The following is a 16,366-nucleotide window of genomic DNA, read 5'->3' as shown; positions in this document are numbered from 1 at the left end:
AAATTATTAAATGGATGTTTTTCGTTCTTTAAAATCACGCAATTACCGGCTCTTTTTCTACGGACAGTCAGTATCCCTGATAGGTACCTGGATGCAGAAAACAGCCGTTTGCTGGTTGGTATACCGGTTAACCAATTCCGCCGTATTGTTAGGCGTTGTCAGTTTTGTGAGCCTTATTCCCTCTCTGTTTTTATCTCCCTATGCAGGCAGTTATATCGACCGCCACAACCGTTACCGGCTGATGATCGTCACGCAGGTAATCTCCATGCTTCAGGCCGGCGCGCTGGCGCTGATGATCCTGCTGCGCATTTACAACATACCCGGCATTATTTTACTTTCGCTGGTACAGGGTATTATCAATGCTTTTGACGTTACCTGCCGGCAGTCGCTGATGGCAGAGATGGTGGAAAACAAGGAAGACCTGCCCAACGCCATCGCGTTGAACTCCACCATGGCCAACTTCGCCAGGATTGCCGGACCCGCACTGGCAGGTATTGTATTGAGTACTTTCGGCGAAGACATTTGTTTTGTGGGCAACTTCCTGAGTTATGTGCCGGTACTGGCTTCTCTTTTTATGATGAAGATGCAGTTGCCGCCAGTGGTGAAATCCGAACGCAGTATATGGGCGGAGCTGAGAGAAGGATGGGACTATATTTCTCATGACAAAGACCTCTCCTCCCTCCTGCTGATGCTGACTGCCAGCAGCCTGCTGGTGATGCCCTTCAACACGCTGATGCCGATCTTTGCGAAAGATATTTTTAACGGTAACGCCAAAACGTTTAGCTGGTTTGAGAGTGCAGCCGGCCTGGGTTCTATTCTGTCAGCCATTTATATGGCACAGCTGAAGGGCGGTAAAGATATGGTCAGGATCATGATCACTTCCAGCCTGATATTTGGCCTGAGCCTGATATTACTCTCCTATTCCGGCTGGCTGCCGCTGGCACTGTTGTTTATGATGATTTCCGGTGTTGGTATGATGGCGCAGACATCTGCCATCAATATCTATTTACAGACCCATGCCATTCCTGATATGCGTGCGCGGGCTATCAGCTACTACATCATGGCCTACCAGGGCATGATACCCATTGGCAGTCTGCTTACCGGCCTGCTGGCACATTGGATAGGGCCTCGTTTGACCGTATGCATCGCAGGGCTGGCCGGTGTGGCCGCCACTGTTGTATTTGTAAATCATCGCAGAAAAATCAATCAGACAGCAGTACTTCCGGCCGGGAAAAACAGCCGCCAGCAATGGAAATGGAAAGCCCAGGATTAGGACTGTTAGTGCAAGACATATATTCCCCGAGGCCTCCGCCTCGGGGAATTGCGTAAAGTGATATGATTATAGCTTCAGTTGCTTCACTCCTTCTTTTGTCATGATGACGGGTTTGATGGTTCCATCTTCATTAAAAAACATTTCATCGATACAGGTTTCCCGTGCATTGGCATCTTTCAGCCCCAAGGGACGTCGGTGATATACGATAAACCATTTGTTTTGTGAGGCAGCATGGATAATAGAGTGATGGCCTGCACCTGTAGCGATGGCCGGATCCTGCTGCAGTATTTTACCTATCCGCCGGAAAGGCCCTGTGGGCGTGTCTGCTATGGCATAGGCCACGCTGTAGTCGGGCCCGGTCCATCCACCTTCTGACCACATAAAATAGTACTTCCCGTTTCGCATAAACATCGTAGGTCCTTCCACGTATTTCTCTGGTGTTATATCCCGGAAAACATTGCCATCGGGGAAAGGAACGAAACCAGTGAAATCATCTTTCAGCCGGGCAATATTACAATGGCCCCAGCCGCCATACATCAGGTAAAAGGCACCGTCTTTATCCTGAAATACGTATTGGTCTATTGGCTGGGCTTTGTTATAAAAACTATCGATGAGCGGTTTTCCCAGGTAATCGCGGTAAGGGCCTTCCGGTTTATCTGCCACAGCTACGCCTATTCCACCTGGCTCTCCATTCCGCTGGATATCATTGGCCCCGAAGAAAAAAAAGTATTGCTGTCCCTTTTGAATCACTGCCGGTGCCCACATAGCCCGTCTGGCCCATTTCACCGCAGTGGTGTCCAGTATCCGCGGATGTTTTTTCCAGTTGATCAGATCAGTGGAGGAAAAAGCATCAAAATAAACCTGCTGGTTATACGGAGCAGAGAAGGTGGGGAATATCCAGTATGTTTTTCCGAATACCACTCCTTCCGGATCTGCATACCATCCCGGAAAAACGGGATTGCCTGCACGACGGGACTGCTGTGCTATGCGGGCAGGCGGCTGTGGCTTTTCCTGGGCATATACCACCTGTGTCAGCATCATAGCGGTGATGAGCAAGGGTTTTGTATTCATTTGCAAAAACGATTTTGTTATGCCAGAAAAATAATAAAAACGTTTTTACTTCTCCAGTAAAACTTTAACACATTCTCAACATGGGCCGAAATACACACATTTTTATTTTTTAATACTTTTACGGGTTCGAATGGCCTAATACATGAAAGCAGGAAAAAAATTTATCAGAGTGGTGCTGATCTCCCTGACAGGATTGCTGTTATTGACCGGTATTGCAGCCGGTATTCTGTACAGTCAGCAACAGCGGCTAACCCAACTGGCAATAGCCGAGCTGAACAAACGATTTGCCGGTGAGCTGGTGCTGGAAAAAAGCAGCATTTCGCCTTTCAGCAACTTTCCTTATGTATCTATAGCCCTACATAAAGTCCGTTTTTATGCCAATAAAAAAATGGATGGGAAGCCCCTGTACCAGGTAGAGAAGCTGTATGCCGGCTTCAGTTTAATTGATATTCTGCAACAGCATTACCAGGTGCGGATTGTAGTGTTGTCTAACGGTAACGTACATATTGCCAGGGCCGTCGACGGAGAGGTAGACCTGATCAAGGCACATGCCTTCAAGACAGATGCCACCCCCACTCCTGCCGACAGCAGCAAAGGGCTTAGCCTGGACCTGAAAAAAGTAATCCTTAAAAATATTGACATTACTTACCTGGATGCGGTTTCAGGTTGGAACGTGGTGTCTCATATCGACAAGATCAAAACTTCCTTCAAGATGGAAGGAGACCGCATGGCGATACAGACAGACGGACAGCTGCAGCTGGATATCACCAGCAAAACGGACACCGTATTGTTCCGCCACCGGAAAGTAGCCATGGATCTGCAGGGCGACTATCTCCCCAGTAAAAACCAGATCAACATCTCCCCCAGTAATATCAAACTGGAAAATGCCAGTCTTTCCCTGCAGGGCAGTGTTATCCTTGATAAAGAAAATTATGTAGACCTCAAGTTAAAAGGTGACCGGCCCGACCTCAACCTGCTTTTTGCCCTGGTGCCCAATGACATTGCGGCCATGCTGGAAAAATACCACCGTGACGGCCGTATTTTCTTCGACGGTGCTGTAAAAGGTAAAGTGGGTAGAAATGAAATGCCAGCCATATCTGTCAATTTTGGCTGTGAAAACGTATGGTTCCAGAATAAACATATAGACCGCAAGCTGGATTCATTGGGGTTCCGCGGATACTATACCAATGGCAACGAACATTCCCTGAAGACTTCTGAACTGCATTTGCTCAACATCAACGCCAAACCCGGCAAGGGTGTATTCAGGGGCAATTTTGTGATGAAGGATTTTACCGACCCGCAAATTGTGATGCAGATATATTCTGAACTGGACCTTCGTTTTGTTGGTGAGTTCCTGGGTATCAAAGACCTGGAACAGATTCAGGGCCAGATAGCACTTAACATGAACTTCAAGGAGCTGGTAGACATTCACCTGCCGGAGCAACAGCTGGCCAAATTAAAAGAAGGTGTACAAAGTGAACTAACGGTCAGCAACCTGGAGTTCCGCATCCCCAACTATCCCCTGCCTGTGCGTAAAATGAACCTGCATGCGCAGTTAAAAAACGGCAGCCTGCAGCTGGACTCTGTTGCTTTTCGTATAGGCAATTCCGATATAAGCGCCAGCGGATCTATCAGTGATCTGCCGGCCATCTTCCACAAACAACAGAAGCCGGTGGCTGTTACCTTTAAAGCCAGCAGCAATATGATCCGTCCGGGAGAGCTGTTGCTGGCCGACAGCACCCACCAGGTACTGCGCCAGGAAGTGATCTCCGGTTTTAATATCGGGCTGGCGCTGGAAACTTCGGTACAGGAACTGCTTCATCCTAATCCTTTGCCCAGAGGCACTTTCAAGCTCACTCATCTGAATGCAGGTTTTAAACAATATCCGCATGCCCTGCATGATTTCAGCGCAGACATCATGATCAATGATACCAGCCTGCGGGTACGTAACTTCTCCGGAAATATCGACAGCAGTGGTTTTGTTTTTAAGGGAAGGCTCAACAATTATCCGCTTTGGTTTACCAAAATCAAAAAGGGCAGAACAGAACTGGCTTTCGACCTGCAGTCGGACCGTATTGCCGTCAACGACCTGATAGGCCCACGTGGCAGGCAGTTTATCCCACAGGGCTACTGGTATGAAGAAGCCGGCAAACTGTGGTTGCGCGCCAAACTGAACATGCGTTATGATACCGTGTTTAAAAGAGTGGACGCACATATTGCCAATATATCCGGCACGCTGAAGCAACACCCTATACAGCTGGAGAATATCAAGGGAAGAATACGGTATGGCACCAACCGTTACCTGGTAGTGGACACCCTCACCGGCAAAATCGGCAGCAGCGACTTTGACATGAACCTGAAACTGTATGCAGGCCCCGACAAGAAAGGAAATCCGCGCAGCAACTTCTTCAGCTTCAATTCCAAATTCCTCCATGTGGATGAGCTGATGAATTATGATTTTACCGACCATACACCGGCTGCCGCTCCCCAAAAAGCTACTACCGTCCGTGAAAATGACTCCCTGCATGCAGCAGGCTACAATATCTTTAAAACACCTTTCACCGACTTTGATGCACAGGTCAACATCGGCAAGATCCGTTACCGCAAGCTGTGGTTGAAAGAAGTGGTGGCTTCGGTACATATGCAGAAAGACCAGCGTATCCGGGTAGATACGATCTCTGTACGGATGGCAGGCGGGCATATTGGCATGCGCGGCACCTTCAATGCGCAGGACCCCAACAAACTTTATTTCAGAAGCGGCATACGGCTGGATACCGTGGACATGACGAAGATGCTGATGAAGTTTGACAACTTCGGTCAGGACTTTGTGCTCAACAACAATCTGAAAGGTAAACTGACCGGGCATATCAGAAGTAATGTGCGGCTGCATCCCGATCTTACACCGGTGCTGAGTGAGACCACCGCCAAAATGGATATTGAGATCCACAACGGCACGCTTATAGACTTCGGGCCTATGCAGGCCATGTCGGCTTACTTTAAGGATAAGAACCTGCGTATGGTACGCTTTGACACCCTGCGTAACAAACTGACTTTTAAAAACGGCGTATTGGACATTCCCAACATGAATATCAATTCTTCCATCGGTTATATTGAGGTGTCCGGCAATCAGTCACTGGACATGCAGATGAACTATTACCTGCGTGTTCCCATGCGGATGGTCACTTCAGTGGGTTTTCAGGCGTTATTTGGCCGTAAACAGGAAGAAGTGGATCCTCAGCAGGTAGATGCCATCGAAAACGTGGAAAAAGGCAAAAAAGGCCGTTTTATGCATCTGCGTATTTCCGGCACTCCGGACAAGTATAACATCGGATTGGGTAAAGCGAAGAAAAAAGCCTGAGGAATTATTTTATGATACGAAGGAGCTCCCTGCTATTCAGAATTTTTGCACCTTTCTGCTCCAATTCTGACAGGGTAAGTTCCTTTCTTATCTGAACATCATCTCCGGTTCCAATACAATCTTCCAACAGATAAACATGGTAGCCTGCATTCAATGCATCCAGCGCAGTTTGTTTCACACAATACTCGGCTAAAAATCCGGTTAGTATCAGTGTTTCAATTTCATTGGCTCCAGCGTATTCCTTAAACGCTTCCGAAGAGAAAGCACTATGTTCTGTTTTTGTGAACATGTTAAAACACTCATCCGCCTTGATGTCTATCTCATGACCGGGTGTATTGGGGATACACATTGACACACCGTTTTCGAACTGGTCCGGCTTGTAGTCGGCACGAATTATCACAAACAGTTCTTTGTCCAGTGATTCCAGTAAATTATTTATCCTGTTTTTTGCGTCTAGTATCTGAGTGATTCCCGGATGTTTTTGGGCATAGGCCCCTTCAGGATTGACAAAATCCTTCTGTGCGTCTATTATTATGATTCTTTCTCTCTTCACAGTCTCAAAGGTAATGTAAATAAGCGCCCTGCAGCATTTTATAAAACAGAAGGGTATCTCAAAATTATTGAGACACCCTTCCTGTTTTATACCAGTGTATCGATTAATATCCAGGATTGCGCAGCAGTTTGGGGTTCAGCGCCAGTTCTATTTCCGGTATCGGGAATACACGACGGAACACATCATTATCCTGTGCTTTAAAGCCCCATTTACCTTCGAATTTACCGAAGCGGATCAGGTCATTTCTTCTCCATCCTTCCCAGGCAAATTCGCGGGCGCGTTCCACCAGCAGATCATCGAGGGTGATACCGGCAACCGGTGTAGTACCGGCCCTACTACGGATTTTATTCACCAGCACATCTGCTGTCTGCAGTTCCCCTTTGACGGTAGTAGGCACTGCACCCCGCAGAATGGCTTCTGCCTTCATCATCAGCACGTCTGCCAAACGGAACACGGGCACATCGTTATTTTGAAAGCGGGTAGAAGTATTGATGTTTTTGTCGGGATAAAATTTAATCGAACGTACACCTTTCAGCTGAGCAAGGAGATCATTTCCTACATCCAGCTTTCCTTCACCGCCGGGTTTAAGTTTCATTTCCGGTGTGATCGTCACTTCCCAGTCAATAGGCTGGTCGGGGCCGGCATAGGAAGCGTCCAGGGTTTTGGTGCTGGTGCGGACAATGTTCGGAGAACCATCTTTGTTGGTTTGTTTACCGGCCAGCCAGGTGTTGTTGCGCACATCGTTAGGCTGGTTAAAGAAAGCGTAGAAATCGGCGATGGTACTCAGTGCTATGCTGGGACCGAAACCATCCGGCAGGTCGAATTTGGCTTTCAGGAAAGGATGCAGTCCAAAACGGGTAAAGTGGCAGCCGGGTATCAGGTTGGCATCATAAGGAATGGCGAAGATGGTTTCCTTTATCTGCGGGCCGTTTTCCGGTTTGAAGATGGAGGAATAATCAGCGTCCAGCGTATAAGGTGCGTTGGTGAGGATGCTGTCTGCCATGGCCACTGCATCGGTATAGCGAGGTGTTCCGGTGTAGTATTCGGCGTTGAGGTACATTTTTTCCAGCAGCGCATAAGCCATCCATTTGGTGGCACGGCCGTAGGTAGAACCGTCTACTTTAGCCGGCAGGTCGGGCAGTGCAGCCTTCAGGGTATTTTCGATGAAAGCAAACACTTCTTTTCTGGGTTTGGTTTCCGGCGGAGAAGGCACCGGATAAGCGTCCAGAATGGGTACGTTGCCATAGGAGTCCATCATAAAGAAATAAAACAGGGAGCGCATGGTTTTCAGTTCAGCCACCGCCGTGTTTCTGGATGTACCTTCCGGCAGCCCTTTCGCGAGGTTCATCGCATTATTGGTAATGTTAATACCGCCGAAGCCCCATTGCCAGGAGCTGATTACAAAAGGCAGGTTGCCTGTCCAGGTATGCAGATGGAGGAAACGGTATTTTCCGCCGTCATCCCAGTTACCATCGCGGGCGGGTATAATGGCTTCATCGGTACACAACTCCTGCAGCATCCAGTAGTCAGTAGCGTAACTGAAGCCGGTGCCGTTCATAAAGTAGGTAGCATCGCCTGATTTGGAGTTGGCCAGCTGCGCATATACGGAGCCAATGGCAGCCGCATAGGAAGCACTGTTGGTCGGGAAGTTGCCCGGCGTATAACGGGACTCTACGTCCACATCCAGCTTGCGGCATCCTGCCAGGGCCACCACGGCCGCCAGGGCCATACTCAGCAATTTATATCGTTTCATATCGATCAGTAGGATTAATGTTAGTGATTAAAAAGTAGCATTCACACCGAAGATGAAAGACCGTGTTTTAGGATAGTAGTTACGTACATCGATGCCGGGTGTAAGGCCACCCAGATCGATCTCCGGATCGATGCCGGTATACTTCGTGATCGTAAACACGTTGGTAACGTTGCCGTATACACGTAATGCGCTGATGTAAGGGCTTTTTGTTTTAATGGTATATCCCAGGGTAACGTTTTCCATTCTGAGGTAGGAACCGCTTTCCAGGAACCTGTCGGAGACCATGAAAGAGTTTTTATCATTATAGGATTCCCCGAGGGTGAATTTAGAGATATTGGTCATCTTGGCATCGGTAGGTGTATTGATGGCGGCCAGTGTGGCGTTCAGGATTTTGTTGCCTGCTACACCGCGCATAAAGATGCTCAGATCGAAACCTTTGTAGAGGAAGGTATTGCTCCAGCCATAGGTGATCTTAGGCTGTGCATTGCCGGCTACCATCAGGTCTGCTGTGTTGGGCGAGGTAGTAACGGTACCATCTGCTTTCTGATAGGTAGACACCCCGTCCTTGTCTTTACCCATGTAATGGAACAAGGTAAAGGTACCGATAGGCTGTCCTTCCAGTACTTTCTGGCTCCAGTTGCCGGACTGTCCTTTACCACCGAGTATGGCGGTAGGAATGTCCTTCAGTGTAAAGCGGTCATTGGCCAGGGAACTGATTTTGTTGGTATTGTGGGAAGCGTTGATGGTTGTTCTCCAGGTAAAGTCTTTAGATCTGATCACATCTGCATTCAGTACTATTTCCACACCCTTGTTGCTTACTTTTCCTACGTTGGCCAGCAAGGTAGTAGTGATGTATTGGGTGGTAGATACGGGATAGTTCCAGATAAGATCGGAGGTTTGTTTGTCGTAGTAATCAATGGCGCCGGTCAGTCTTCCTTTGAGGATGCTGAAGTCGATCCCGGTGTTGAACATAGCTGTGCGTTCCCATTTCAGGTCGGGGTTGGCATTCTGTACGGGAGCGATACCGTTGATCAGCTGGCCGTTATCATAGTAGCGTCCTACGGTGCTGTATTGCAACTGGGCTGTGAGCGGATCGAAGCCCAGTGAGTTACCAGAGATACCGTAGCTGACCCTGAGTTTAAGGTCATCGAGTGCGCGGACTGTTTTCAGGAAAGACTCCTGGCTGAGGCGCCATCCCAGTGAGGCAGCCGGGAAATAACCCCAGCGGTTGTTTTTACCGAAGGCAGAAGAACCATCATTACGGAGTGAAGCCTGGAAATAGTATTTATCGGCGTACTGGTAATTGACCCTGCCGTAGTAGGAAATGAGGCGGAGTGTGGTGAGTGTTGTCTGACCGGAGTTATCGAACACGATCGTACCGGAGGGCGGGTTGCTGAGAGCCAGGTTGTTCCAGGTAAGTGCGTCGCTGCCGAAGCCCTGGGTGGTCACACCAAATCCGTCGCCGCTGCGGTCTTCCTGCCAGGAGTATCCTGCCAGCACTTTAATGTTGTGTTTTCCAAATGTTTTATCATAGTTGAAATAGGACTCGATGATATTACGTGTATTCATCCACGATACCCGGTTGGCTTTACCGCCATTACCCTTGGCCAGTGTGGAGAGGCTGTTGTAATATACGTTGCGGTTGTACTGTTCCTTTTGGGTAGTGAGACTGGCGGTATAGGTAAGTCCGGGCAGTATTTTTACTTCTGCGAGACCGGTGGCCAGAAACTTCGATGATTTGGTCTGATCTTTATTGTTGGCGATCAATGCTACGGGGTTGCTGCTGCCGCGAATGTTGCCGGCAAAGTCTTCGGTGAAGCTGCCATCGGGGCGTGTAACCGCTACCGTAGGCAGGTAGTTGAGCATGTTGTACAATACCGCATCCGGTACATTATCCTGTTTGGTGGAGGTATTAAACACCGAGAAATCGAGGCGGAGACGATCGTTGAAAGCACGCTGGCCTACGTTGGCGCGTATACCGAGTCTGTTGAGCGCAGAACCTTTGATGATACCGGGGTTATCGAAGTAGTTGACACTGAAGCCATAGGTAGTGGCTTTGGAGCCGCCCATCAGTGATAAGTTATGGTTCTGGGAAACACCGGTGCGTTGTACTTCTTTCTGCCAGTCGGTGTTGACCAGATTCTGCGTACCAGGAATAGTATCGTTGTTGGCGGGAGCGAGCACCTGACCATTATCTGCCAGGTATTTACGCAGTTCATCGCCGGTGAGTACTTCCAGGCGTTTGGCCACTTTTTCGATGCCGGCATAGGCGTTGTAGGCAATGCGGAGCTGGTCTGTTTTAGGACGGCGTGTGGTAACCATGATTACACCATTGGCAGCCCTGGCACCATAGATAGCCGTAGATGCACCATCTTTCAGTACATCAATCGTAGCAATATCATCCGGTGGTACCATATCTATGGGTACACCAGGTACCCCATCGATCACGTAAAAAGGCTCCTGTGCACCGGAGCGCAAAGTAGAAGGACCTCTCAGTATAACCGTTGGCGTTTGGTTGGGATTCCCGCTTTTGGTAACTGTAAGGCCGGGTACTTTGCCCTGCAGCAACATTGCCGGGCTACCGATTACGCCCTGTGTGAATTCACCGGCATTCAGTGAACTGATGGAACCGATCACATTTTTTTTGCTGGTTTTACCATAACCGGTAATCACCACATCGTTGAGCTGACGCAGCTGCGGAGACAAGGAAATGCTGAGCGTATGCTGCCCTCCTATCGCTACCTCTTTACTGTCGTAACCGAGGAAAGCGATATGCAGCGTGGCGTTGGCATTGCTCACCTCCAGCTTAAAAACGCCGTCGATGTTTGTTACAACACCTGTTTTAGTACCTGCTTCAGAGACGCTGACACCCGGAAGCGGTTGTTTTTTTTCATCGGTGATTTTACCCTGGACACTGAATTTTCCCTGGGCTATTGCATGCTGCGACAGCAGGCAGAGGCAAATGACCACAGCCGTAAAGGCATAACATACCTTTACATAAAAATTCAGCAGTTGGCTACTGAAATAGCATTTGTTCATAAAATGTGTGCTTTAAATTTAGCTTTAGGTAATGATGATTAAATACCGGATACCTGTGTGTACCCATGAAGGAATTCAAATGACTTTTTTAATTTCGTGGAATCGTTCATCTATAAGGCTTTTCGGCTGATACTGGTGTAAAAATTTTGCCTGAAGGATGATATACATAAATTTCCACTTTGCTGGTGCGAACTCACCGCAGCGTTTTTCTCCATTACATAAGCAGGTTTGTGGTCACGTTGTAAAACTAGAAAGGAGAATGAGGATTTAATAATGAAACGTGTTACCAGATTATTAATAATTCATTGTTGGTCATCTACCTGAAAAACAATAACCAGTAAAAGGGATCGTTAACTTACAGTAACAATACAATAGTTGTATGAGAACAATCCTCTCCTTGATACTGCTCACACTCCCACTTTATTTTTATGCCCAATCTGTTACAGACCATGACATGGCACTGGTGGGCGCCAGGATATATACATCGCCCGGCGTTGCTCCCATTGAAAATGGTATTGTAATTATCAAAAATGGAAAAATTGAAGCCGTAGGTGATGCGAAACGGGTAAAGGTACCAGCATCTGTAAAAGTACTGGATTGTAAAGGTCTTGTAATGATGGCCGGATTCTGGAACAGTCATGTACATTTTATGGAACCGAAATGGGAACCGGCCAACAGCCTGCCGGCAGCACAACTCACCCGGCAAATGAACAGCATGATCAATAGTCATGGATTTACGCATGTCTTTGATATTGCTACGCTGGACTATCCTAATCTGCTGGCGCTGAAAGCGAGAGTACTATCCGGTGAAGTGAACGGTCCCGCTATCCTGACAGTAGGTGTCCCTTTTACACCTCCCAATGGCAGCCCTTTTTATATAAAGCCCCTGAAGCTCCCGGAGATCGGTGATCCTAAAGAAGCCGAGGCATTTGTACAACAACAGATCGCCGCAGGTGCTGATGGAATCAAGATATGGTCCGCCTCTCCGGACGGTCATCAGGTAGTACCGATGCCCCTGGATGTCATCAAGGCTGCTACTCAAACCGCACATAAGTTTAACAAACCTGTCTTTGCGCATCCTACCTCCGATACCGGTATGAACCTCGCCATTGCCGGCAATGTGGACATCCTGGCCCATGTGGCACCAGATGGTTACCGCAACTGGAGCCAGGCAGAGACAGATCAGCTGTTGCAACATCATGTGGCCATTACTCCTACGCTAAAACTCTACAAGTGGGAGCTGGAGCGAAAAGGCATTCCTGCCAAGGATAACCCGCTGATGAAGACAGCCCTGCAACAGCTGGGCGCCTTCGCCAAAGCAGGCGGGGAAGTGCTTTTCGGTACAGATGTAGGTTATATCTCCGATTATGATACCGCTGAAGAATTTGCCTTTCTGTCTTCAGCCGGGATGAGCTTTGATCAGATACTCCGTTCGCTGACTACGGCGCCGGCTAAACGTTTTGGGATGGAACAACACAGTGGCCGTATCGCAAAAGGCATGGACGCGGATATCGTTTTACTGAAAGCAGATCCCCATGCAGACAGCCGGTATTTTGATCAGGTGGCCTATACCATCCGTAACGGGAAAATTATCTATAATGATGCACAGGACCGGCAGCCTGCCGGCGACCTGAAATAATAAAAAATATTGTCTGTTTGTTATTTCCGCACTAAATTTGCCGAACACTGTTCGAAAATCAAACGACAGTTTTAAATTTTTCATCATGGGTAGTAAAGAAAGGATTGCAAGGGAGAAAGAGCAGGTTAGAAAGAACATCCTGGATGCGGCGCTGGAAATTATCATTGAAGAGGGCTGTCTGGCGCTGAGCATGCGCAAAATAGCAGACCGTATTGAATATGCTGCCGCCACTATCTACGAATACTTTGCCAACAAAGATACCATCCTGGCGGAGTTGACAGGGCAAGGTTATACCCTGCTGGCCAATGCCGTTAAAAAAGCCGGAGCCAGCCATACTGCAGCGGCTGAAAAAGTGAACGCCATGTGGCTGGCCTACTGGAACTTCGCATTCCGGCATAAAGAGCTGTACAAACTGATGTATGGCATACAGGTGAGCTGCCCAAAGCCGGAGGGCGAAATCAGGAATATAGACCTTCCCCGTCAGCTGTTTACAGCGGCCATTACCGGCCTGATCCCCGGCTCTGCTGCCAGCGATGAGGCCGTAGTCAATAAATACTATGCACTGTGGGCTACTGTACATGGCCTTGTATCCATCAACATTGTCAATGAAAAGCTGGGCAAGGAGGTCAACCACAAGATACTTGAGCATGCGATGGCTGCGATTATCCATGCCAAACACAAGTAATACAATTTTTTAGCGGGAATCCAACGGGTGGTCACCGGAGCTATTTTTTTATGGTATCCGGCCACCATAGCTGACCTGATTTAATGGAAGAATATTCCATTTTTTTGTCTCAAAAAACCGAACACCGTTCGGAACTAATATCAGTGTTCGAAATACAATATTATGATTACAAGACGAAAGTTTATTTCACAGAGTGGCATACTGCTTTCTTTATCAGCCCTGCCTGGCGCCCTGGTATCATTTGCTCCGGCCGGAACTAAACCGGAAACAGCAGTTTTTGATACCATTATCATTGGCGGCAGTTATGCAGGACTGTCGGCCGCACTGACCCTGGGACGGGCCTTCCGGAAAGTGTTGGTGATTGACAGTGGTCAACCCTGCAACAAACAGGCGCCGGCATCTCATAACTTCCTCACACAGGATGGAGAAAAGCCGGCAGTAATCCTTAACAAAGCCAGACAGCAGGTAGCAGCCTACAAAAACGTTACTTTTTATGATGGCCTGGCTATCAGCGGCAGCGCCACCAGTAATGGTTTCGTCATTCAAACACAACAAGGACATCAATTTACCGGTAAAAAACTTTTGCTGGCCAGCGGTGTTAAGGATGTATTGCCGGACATAGCAGGATTTTCGGCATGCTGGGGAACTTCTATTATTCACTGTCCTTATTGTCATGGATATGAATACGGTCACCAGCCTACGGGAATCATCGCCAATGGGGACACCGCCTTTGAGCTGGCGCAGCTGGTATCCAACTGGAGCAAACAACTCACGGTATTCACTCATGGCAAATCCACCCTGACGGCCGAACAGCTACAGCGGATACAAAAAAATCAGATCAGCATTGTAGAAACTACCATCTCGCAGATTGAGCATCAGGGTGGACAGTTAAAGGCGTTGTATCTGGCCGACGGCAGCAGGTATCCGTTGCAGGTGGCGTACACCAGACCTAAAGCTATACAGCATGCTGATATTCATCAACAGCTAGGGTGTGAACTGATACCACAGGGCCTGATAAAAGTAGACGCATCGCGTAGGACCAGTGTGCCGGGTGTTTTTGCCTGTGGCGACAATTCTTCGTTCCGTTCTATTGCCACTGCCGTGTATTCCGGTTCCATGGCAGGATTTGCCATCAACGGAGAATTAACCGGTGAAACTTTTTAATACTTTATTTTAAAAATACCAACAAATGGAAATGATTATTAAAGCTATTCTGATAGGCATTGGCGCAACTATCATCATGGACCTGTGGGCTATCTTTCTGAAGACATTTTTTAACATACCGTCCCTCAACTTTTCTTTCGTGGGCCGCTGGATCGGACATTTTGCCAAAGGGAAATACATGCACAAGAATATCGCGATAGCGACGCCTGTACCGGGAGAAACAGCCATCGGATGGATGGCGCATTATATGATCGGTATTACCTTTTCAATCCTGCTGGTGCTGATCTGGGGCGAGCAATGGACCGTATCTCCTACTATCGGGCCGGCATTAATTATTGGGATAGGAACAACGGTAGCGCCTTTTTTCCTGATGCAGCCGGGCATGGGGCTTGGTATTGCTGCATCCAAAACACCCAAACCGGGTGTAGCCAGAATGCGTAGCCTGATGGCCCATACCGTATATGGGATAGGGTTATACTTAGCGGCTCTATTACTTACACTTATCTACTAACTATTCCCCATATACGAAAACGGGTGCCCCTTGCCGGAGCACCCGTTTTTCATTTAAGCTTTTACTGCGCGCAGCCTGGATTTCACCAGTTCGCTTACACGGTATACCATCCAGATACTGATGAGCGTCAGGACTGTCATCAGATAACCAATGGTGTTATAGTGTTCGAGGGGACTGTGTTTGTTTTTCTGCACCACGATGAATCCTGCGACGGTGGCAGCGATACCACCTGCAATTTGCTGCAGGGATGAGTTGATGCTCATAAACGCGCCTCTGTCGGCCATATGGGGCACCGCACTGGTGAGTGCGTTGCAGGGAACCGTACGGCTCAGGATACCGATCATCAGCAGCACATTCAGCAGGATGATCAGCCACAAAGGGGTTTGTCCCAGATTGGTATAGATCAGCGCAATGAAGATCATCCATACTGCAGCCACGGCAAATACCATGAACTTATCAATTCTGTCGGACAGCTTGCCCACGAATGGCAACAGTATCAGGGCTGTGATGCCGGACACCATAAACAGCAGTGGCAGCTGTTCCTGGGTCATGCCCAGGTTATTGACAGCAAAGGCACTGCCGAAGGGCATCATCATGAAGCCGCCAATAGACAACAAGGCCGTGCAGGTAAATCCGATGCGATATTCCTTGTTGACAAAAGTCTTTATCAGATGGGAAAAAACAGAAGTCTTTTGCTGGTTGAGCAGGTGCTGTGTTACCGGTTGTAGTTTCACCTGTATCAATACCATCACCAGCAGTGCCAGGCCGGCCACCAACAAGAATGGCAGCTGCCAGCCCCAGTGATTGGCGAAGTAGAGACTGATAGGAATACCCAATACCTGACTGGCCCCAAATCCCATAGAGATAAAGCCCATCACACGACCGCGGTGATGAATATCAAACAGGTCGGTGATGATGGCCATGGAGATGGAACTGATCACACCGCCGAAAAGGCCGGTGATGATACGCGCGGCCACCAGTAAGGGATACGTATGAGCCATACCACAAAAAATAGTACCGAGGATAAAGCCACCATAAAAAAAGGTGAGCAGTTTTTTACGGTCAAAACGGTCTGCAAAGCCCGCTGTCAGCAGCCCGGAAGCTCCTGCGCTGAAAGCATAGGCCGAAACAGCCAGACCAAACTGTTTGGGACTCAGGTCCATGGACTTCATCAGCAGGTCACCCAGTGGCGACATGACCATAAAGTCGAGGATCACAGTAAACTGGGTGATCGCCAGTATGAACACGACGAATTTCTGATACCCCGTAAAGGGCACCTTGGTAGTATCTGTTTGCATGGTAAATCAATAGTTGAATAAG

At 48.3% G+C, this 16,366-nt stretch carries 11 protein-coding genes; 6 read left to right on the top strand and 5 right to left on the bottom strand.

What is annotated here, in order from left to right; translation table 11 throughout:
* Positions 1 to 10 precede the first annotated feature (10 nt).
* Positions 11 to 1,273 (top strand): MFS transporter, encoded by a 1,263-nt coding sequence (locus KD145_RS01130; RefSeq protein WP_212004094.1) that lies wholly within the window; start codon positions 11 to 13, stop codon positions 1,271 to 1,273.
* A 66-nt stretch (positions 1,274 to 1,339) separates the two neighbouring features.
* Here KD145_RS01130 and KD145_RS01125 read toward each other — a convergent pair whose 3' ends face one another.
* Complete coding sequence (locus KD145_RS01125) at positions 1,340 to 2,344, bottom strand: glycoside hydrolase family 43 protein (protein WP_249219699.1); 1,005 nt, start codon at positions 2,342 to 2,344, stop codon at positions 1,340 to 1,342.
* A 142-nt stretch (positions 2,345 to 2,486) separates the two neighbouring features.
* Between KD145_RS01125 and KD145_RS01120 the strand changes: the two genes are divergently transcribed.
* Positions 2,487 to 5,702, top strand: a complete 3,216-nt coding sequence (locus tag KD145_RS01120) for an AsmA-like C-terminal region-containing protein (RefSeq protein WP_212004093.1) — start codon at positions 2,487 to 2,489, stop codon at positions 5,700 to 5,702.
* A 4-nt stretch (positions 5,703 to 5,706) separates the two neighbouring features.
* Here the strand turns inward: KD145_RS01120 and KD145_RS01115 are convergent, their stop codons facing one another.
* From KD145_RS01115 to KD145_RS01105, 3 genes are all read right to left on the bottom strand, one after another.
* Entirely contained in the window at positions 5,707 to 6,255 is a 549-nt protein-coding gene (locus tag KD145_RS01115; protein ID WP_212004092.1) for a cysteine hydrolase family protein, read from the bottom strand.
* A 103-nt stretch (positions 6,256 to 6,358) separates the two neighbouring features.
* On the bottom strand, positions 6,359 to 8,008 hold the full coding sequence (locus KD145_RS01110; protein WP_212004091.1) for a RagB/SusD family nutrient uptake outer membrane protein: 1,650 nt from the start codon (positions 8,006 to 8,008) through the stop codon (positions 6,359 to 6,361).
* A 27-nt stretch (positions 8,009 to 8,035) separates the two neighbouring features.
* The gene (locus KD145_RS01105; protein WP_212004090.1) at positions 8,036 to 11,047 is read right to left on the bottom strand and encodes a TonB-dependent receptor; all 3,012 of its coding nucleotides are present in this window, start codon (positions 11,045 to 11,047) and stop codon (positions 8,036 to 8,038) included.
* 379 nt (positions 11,048 to 11,426) lie between these two features.
* On the opposite strand from KD145_RS01105, the gene KD145_RS01100 reads away from it, so the two are divergent.
* The 4 genes from KD145_RS01100 (at position 11,427) to KD145_RS01085 (ending at position 15,046) form a co-directional block, all read left to right on the top strand.
* Entirely contained in the window at positions 11,427 to 12,686 is a 1,260-nt protein-coding gene (locus KD145_RS01100) for an amidohydrolase family protein (RefSeq protein ID WP_212004089.1), read from the top strand.
* An 85-nt stretch (positions 12,687 to 12,771) separates the two neighbouring features.
* Positions 12,772 to 13,371, top strand: coding sequence for a TetR/AcrR family transcriptional regulator (locus tag KD145_RS01095; RefSeq protein ID WP_212004088.1), 600 nt, complete (start codon positions 12,772 to 12,774; stop codon positions 13,369 to 13,371).
* A 162-nt stretch (positions 13,372 to 13,533) separates the two neighbouring features.
* Positions 13,534 to 14,535 carry an NAD(P)/FAD-dependent oxidoreductase gene (locus KD145_RS01090; protein WP_212004087.1) on the top strand — a complete coding sequence of 334 codons (1,002 nt, stop codon included), beginning with the start codon at positions 13,534 to 13,536 and terminating at the stop codon, positions 14,533 to 14,535.
* Positions 14,536 to 14,560: 25 nt separating this feature from the next.
* Positions 14,561 to 15,046 (top strand): DUF2938 domain-containing protein, encoded by a 486-nt coding sequence (locus KD145_RS01085; RefSeq protein WP_212004086.1) that lies wholly within the window; start codon positions 14,561 to 14,563, stop codon positions 15,044 to 15,046.
* Between the two features lie 53 nt (positions 15,047 to 15,099).
* Here the strand turns inward: KD145_RS01085 and KD145_RS01080 are convergent, their stop codons facing one another.
* Complete coding sequence (locus KD145_RS01080) at positions 15,100 to 16,344, bottom strand: MFS transporter (RefSeq protein WP_212004085.1); 1,245 nt, start codon at positions 16,342 to 16,344, stop codon at positions 15,100 to 15,102.
* Between the last annotated feature and the right edge of the window lie 22 nt (positions 16,345 to 16,366).

Origin of the sequence: Chitinophaga sp. HK235, from assembly GCF_018255755.1 — a bacterium.
Lineage (GTDB): Bacteria > Bacteroidota > Bacteroidia > Chitinophagales > Chitinophagaceae > Chitinophaga.
Note: the sequence above shows the minus strand (reverse complement) of the source record. Positions and strands in the feature narration are given on the sequence as shown.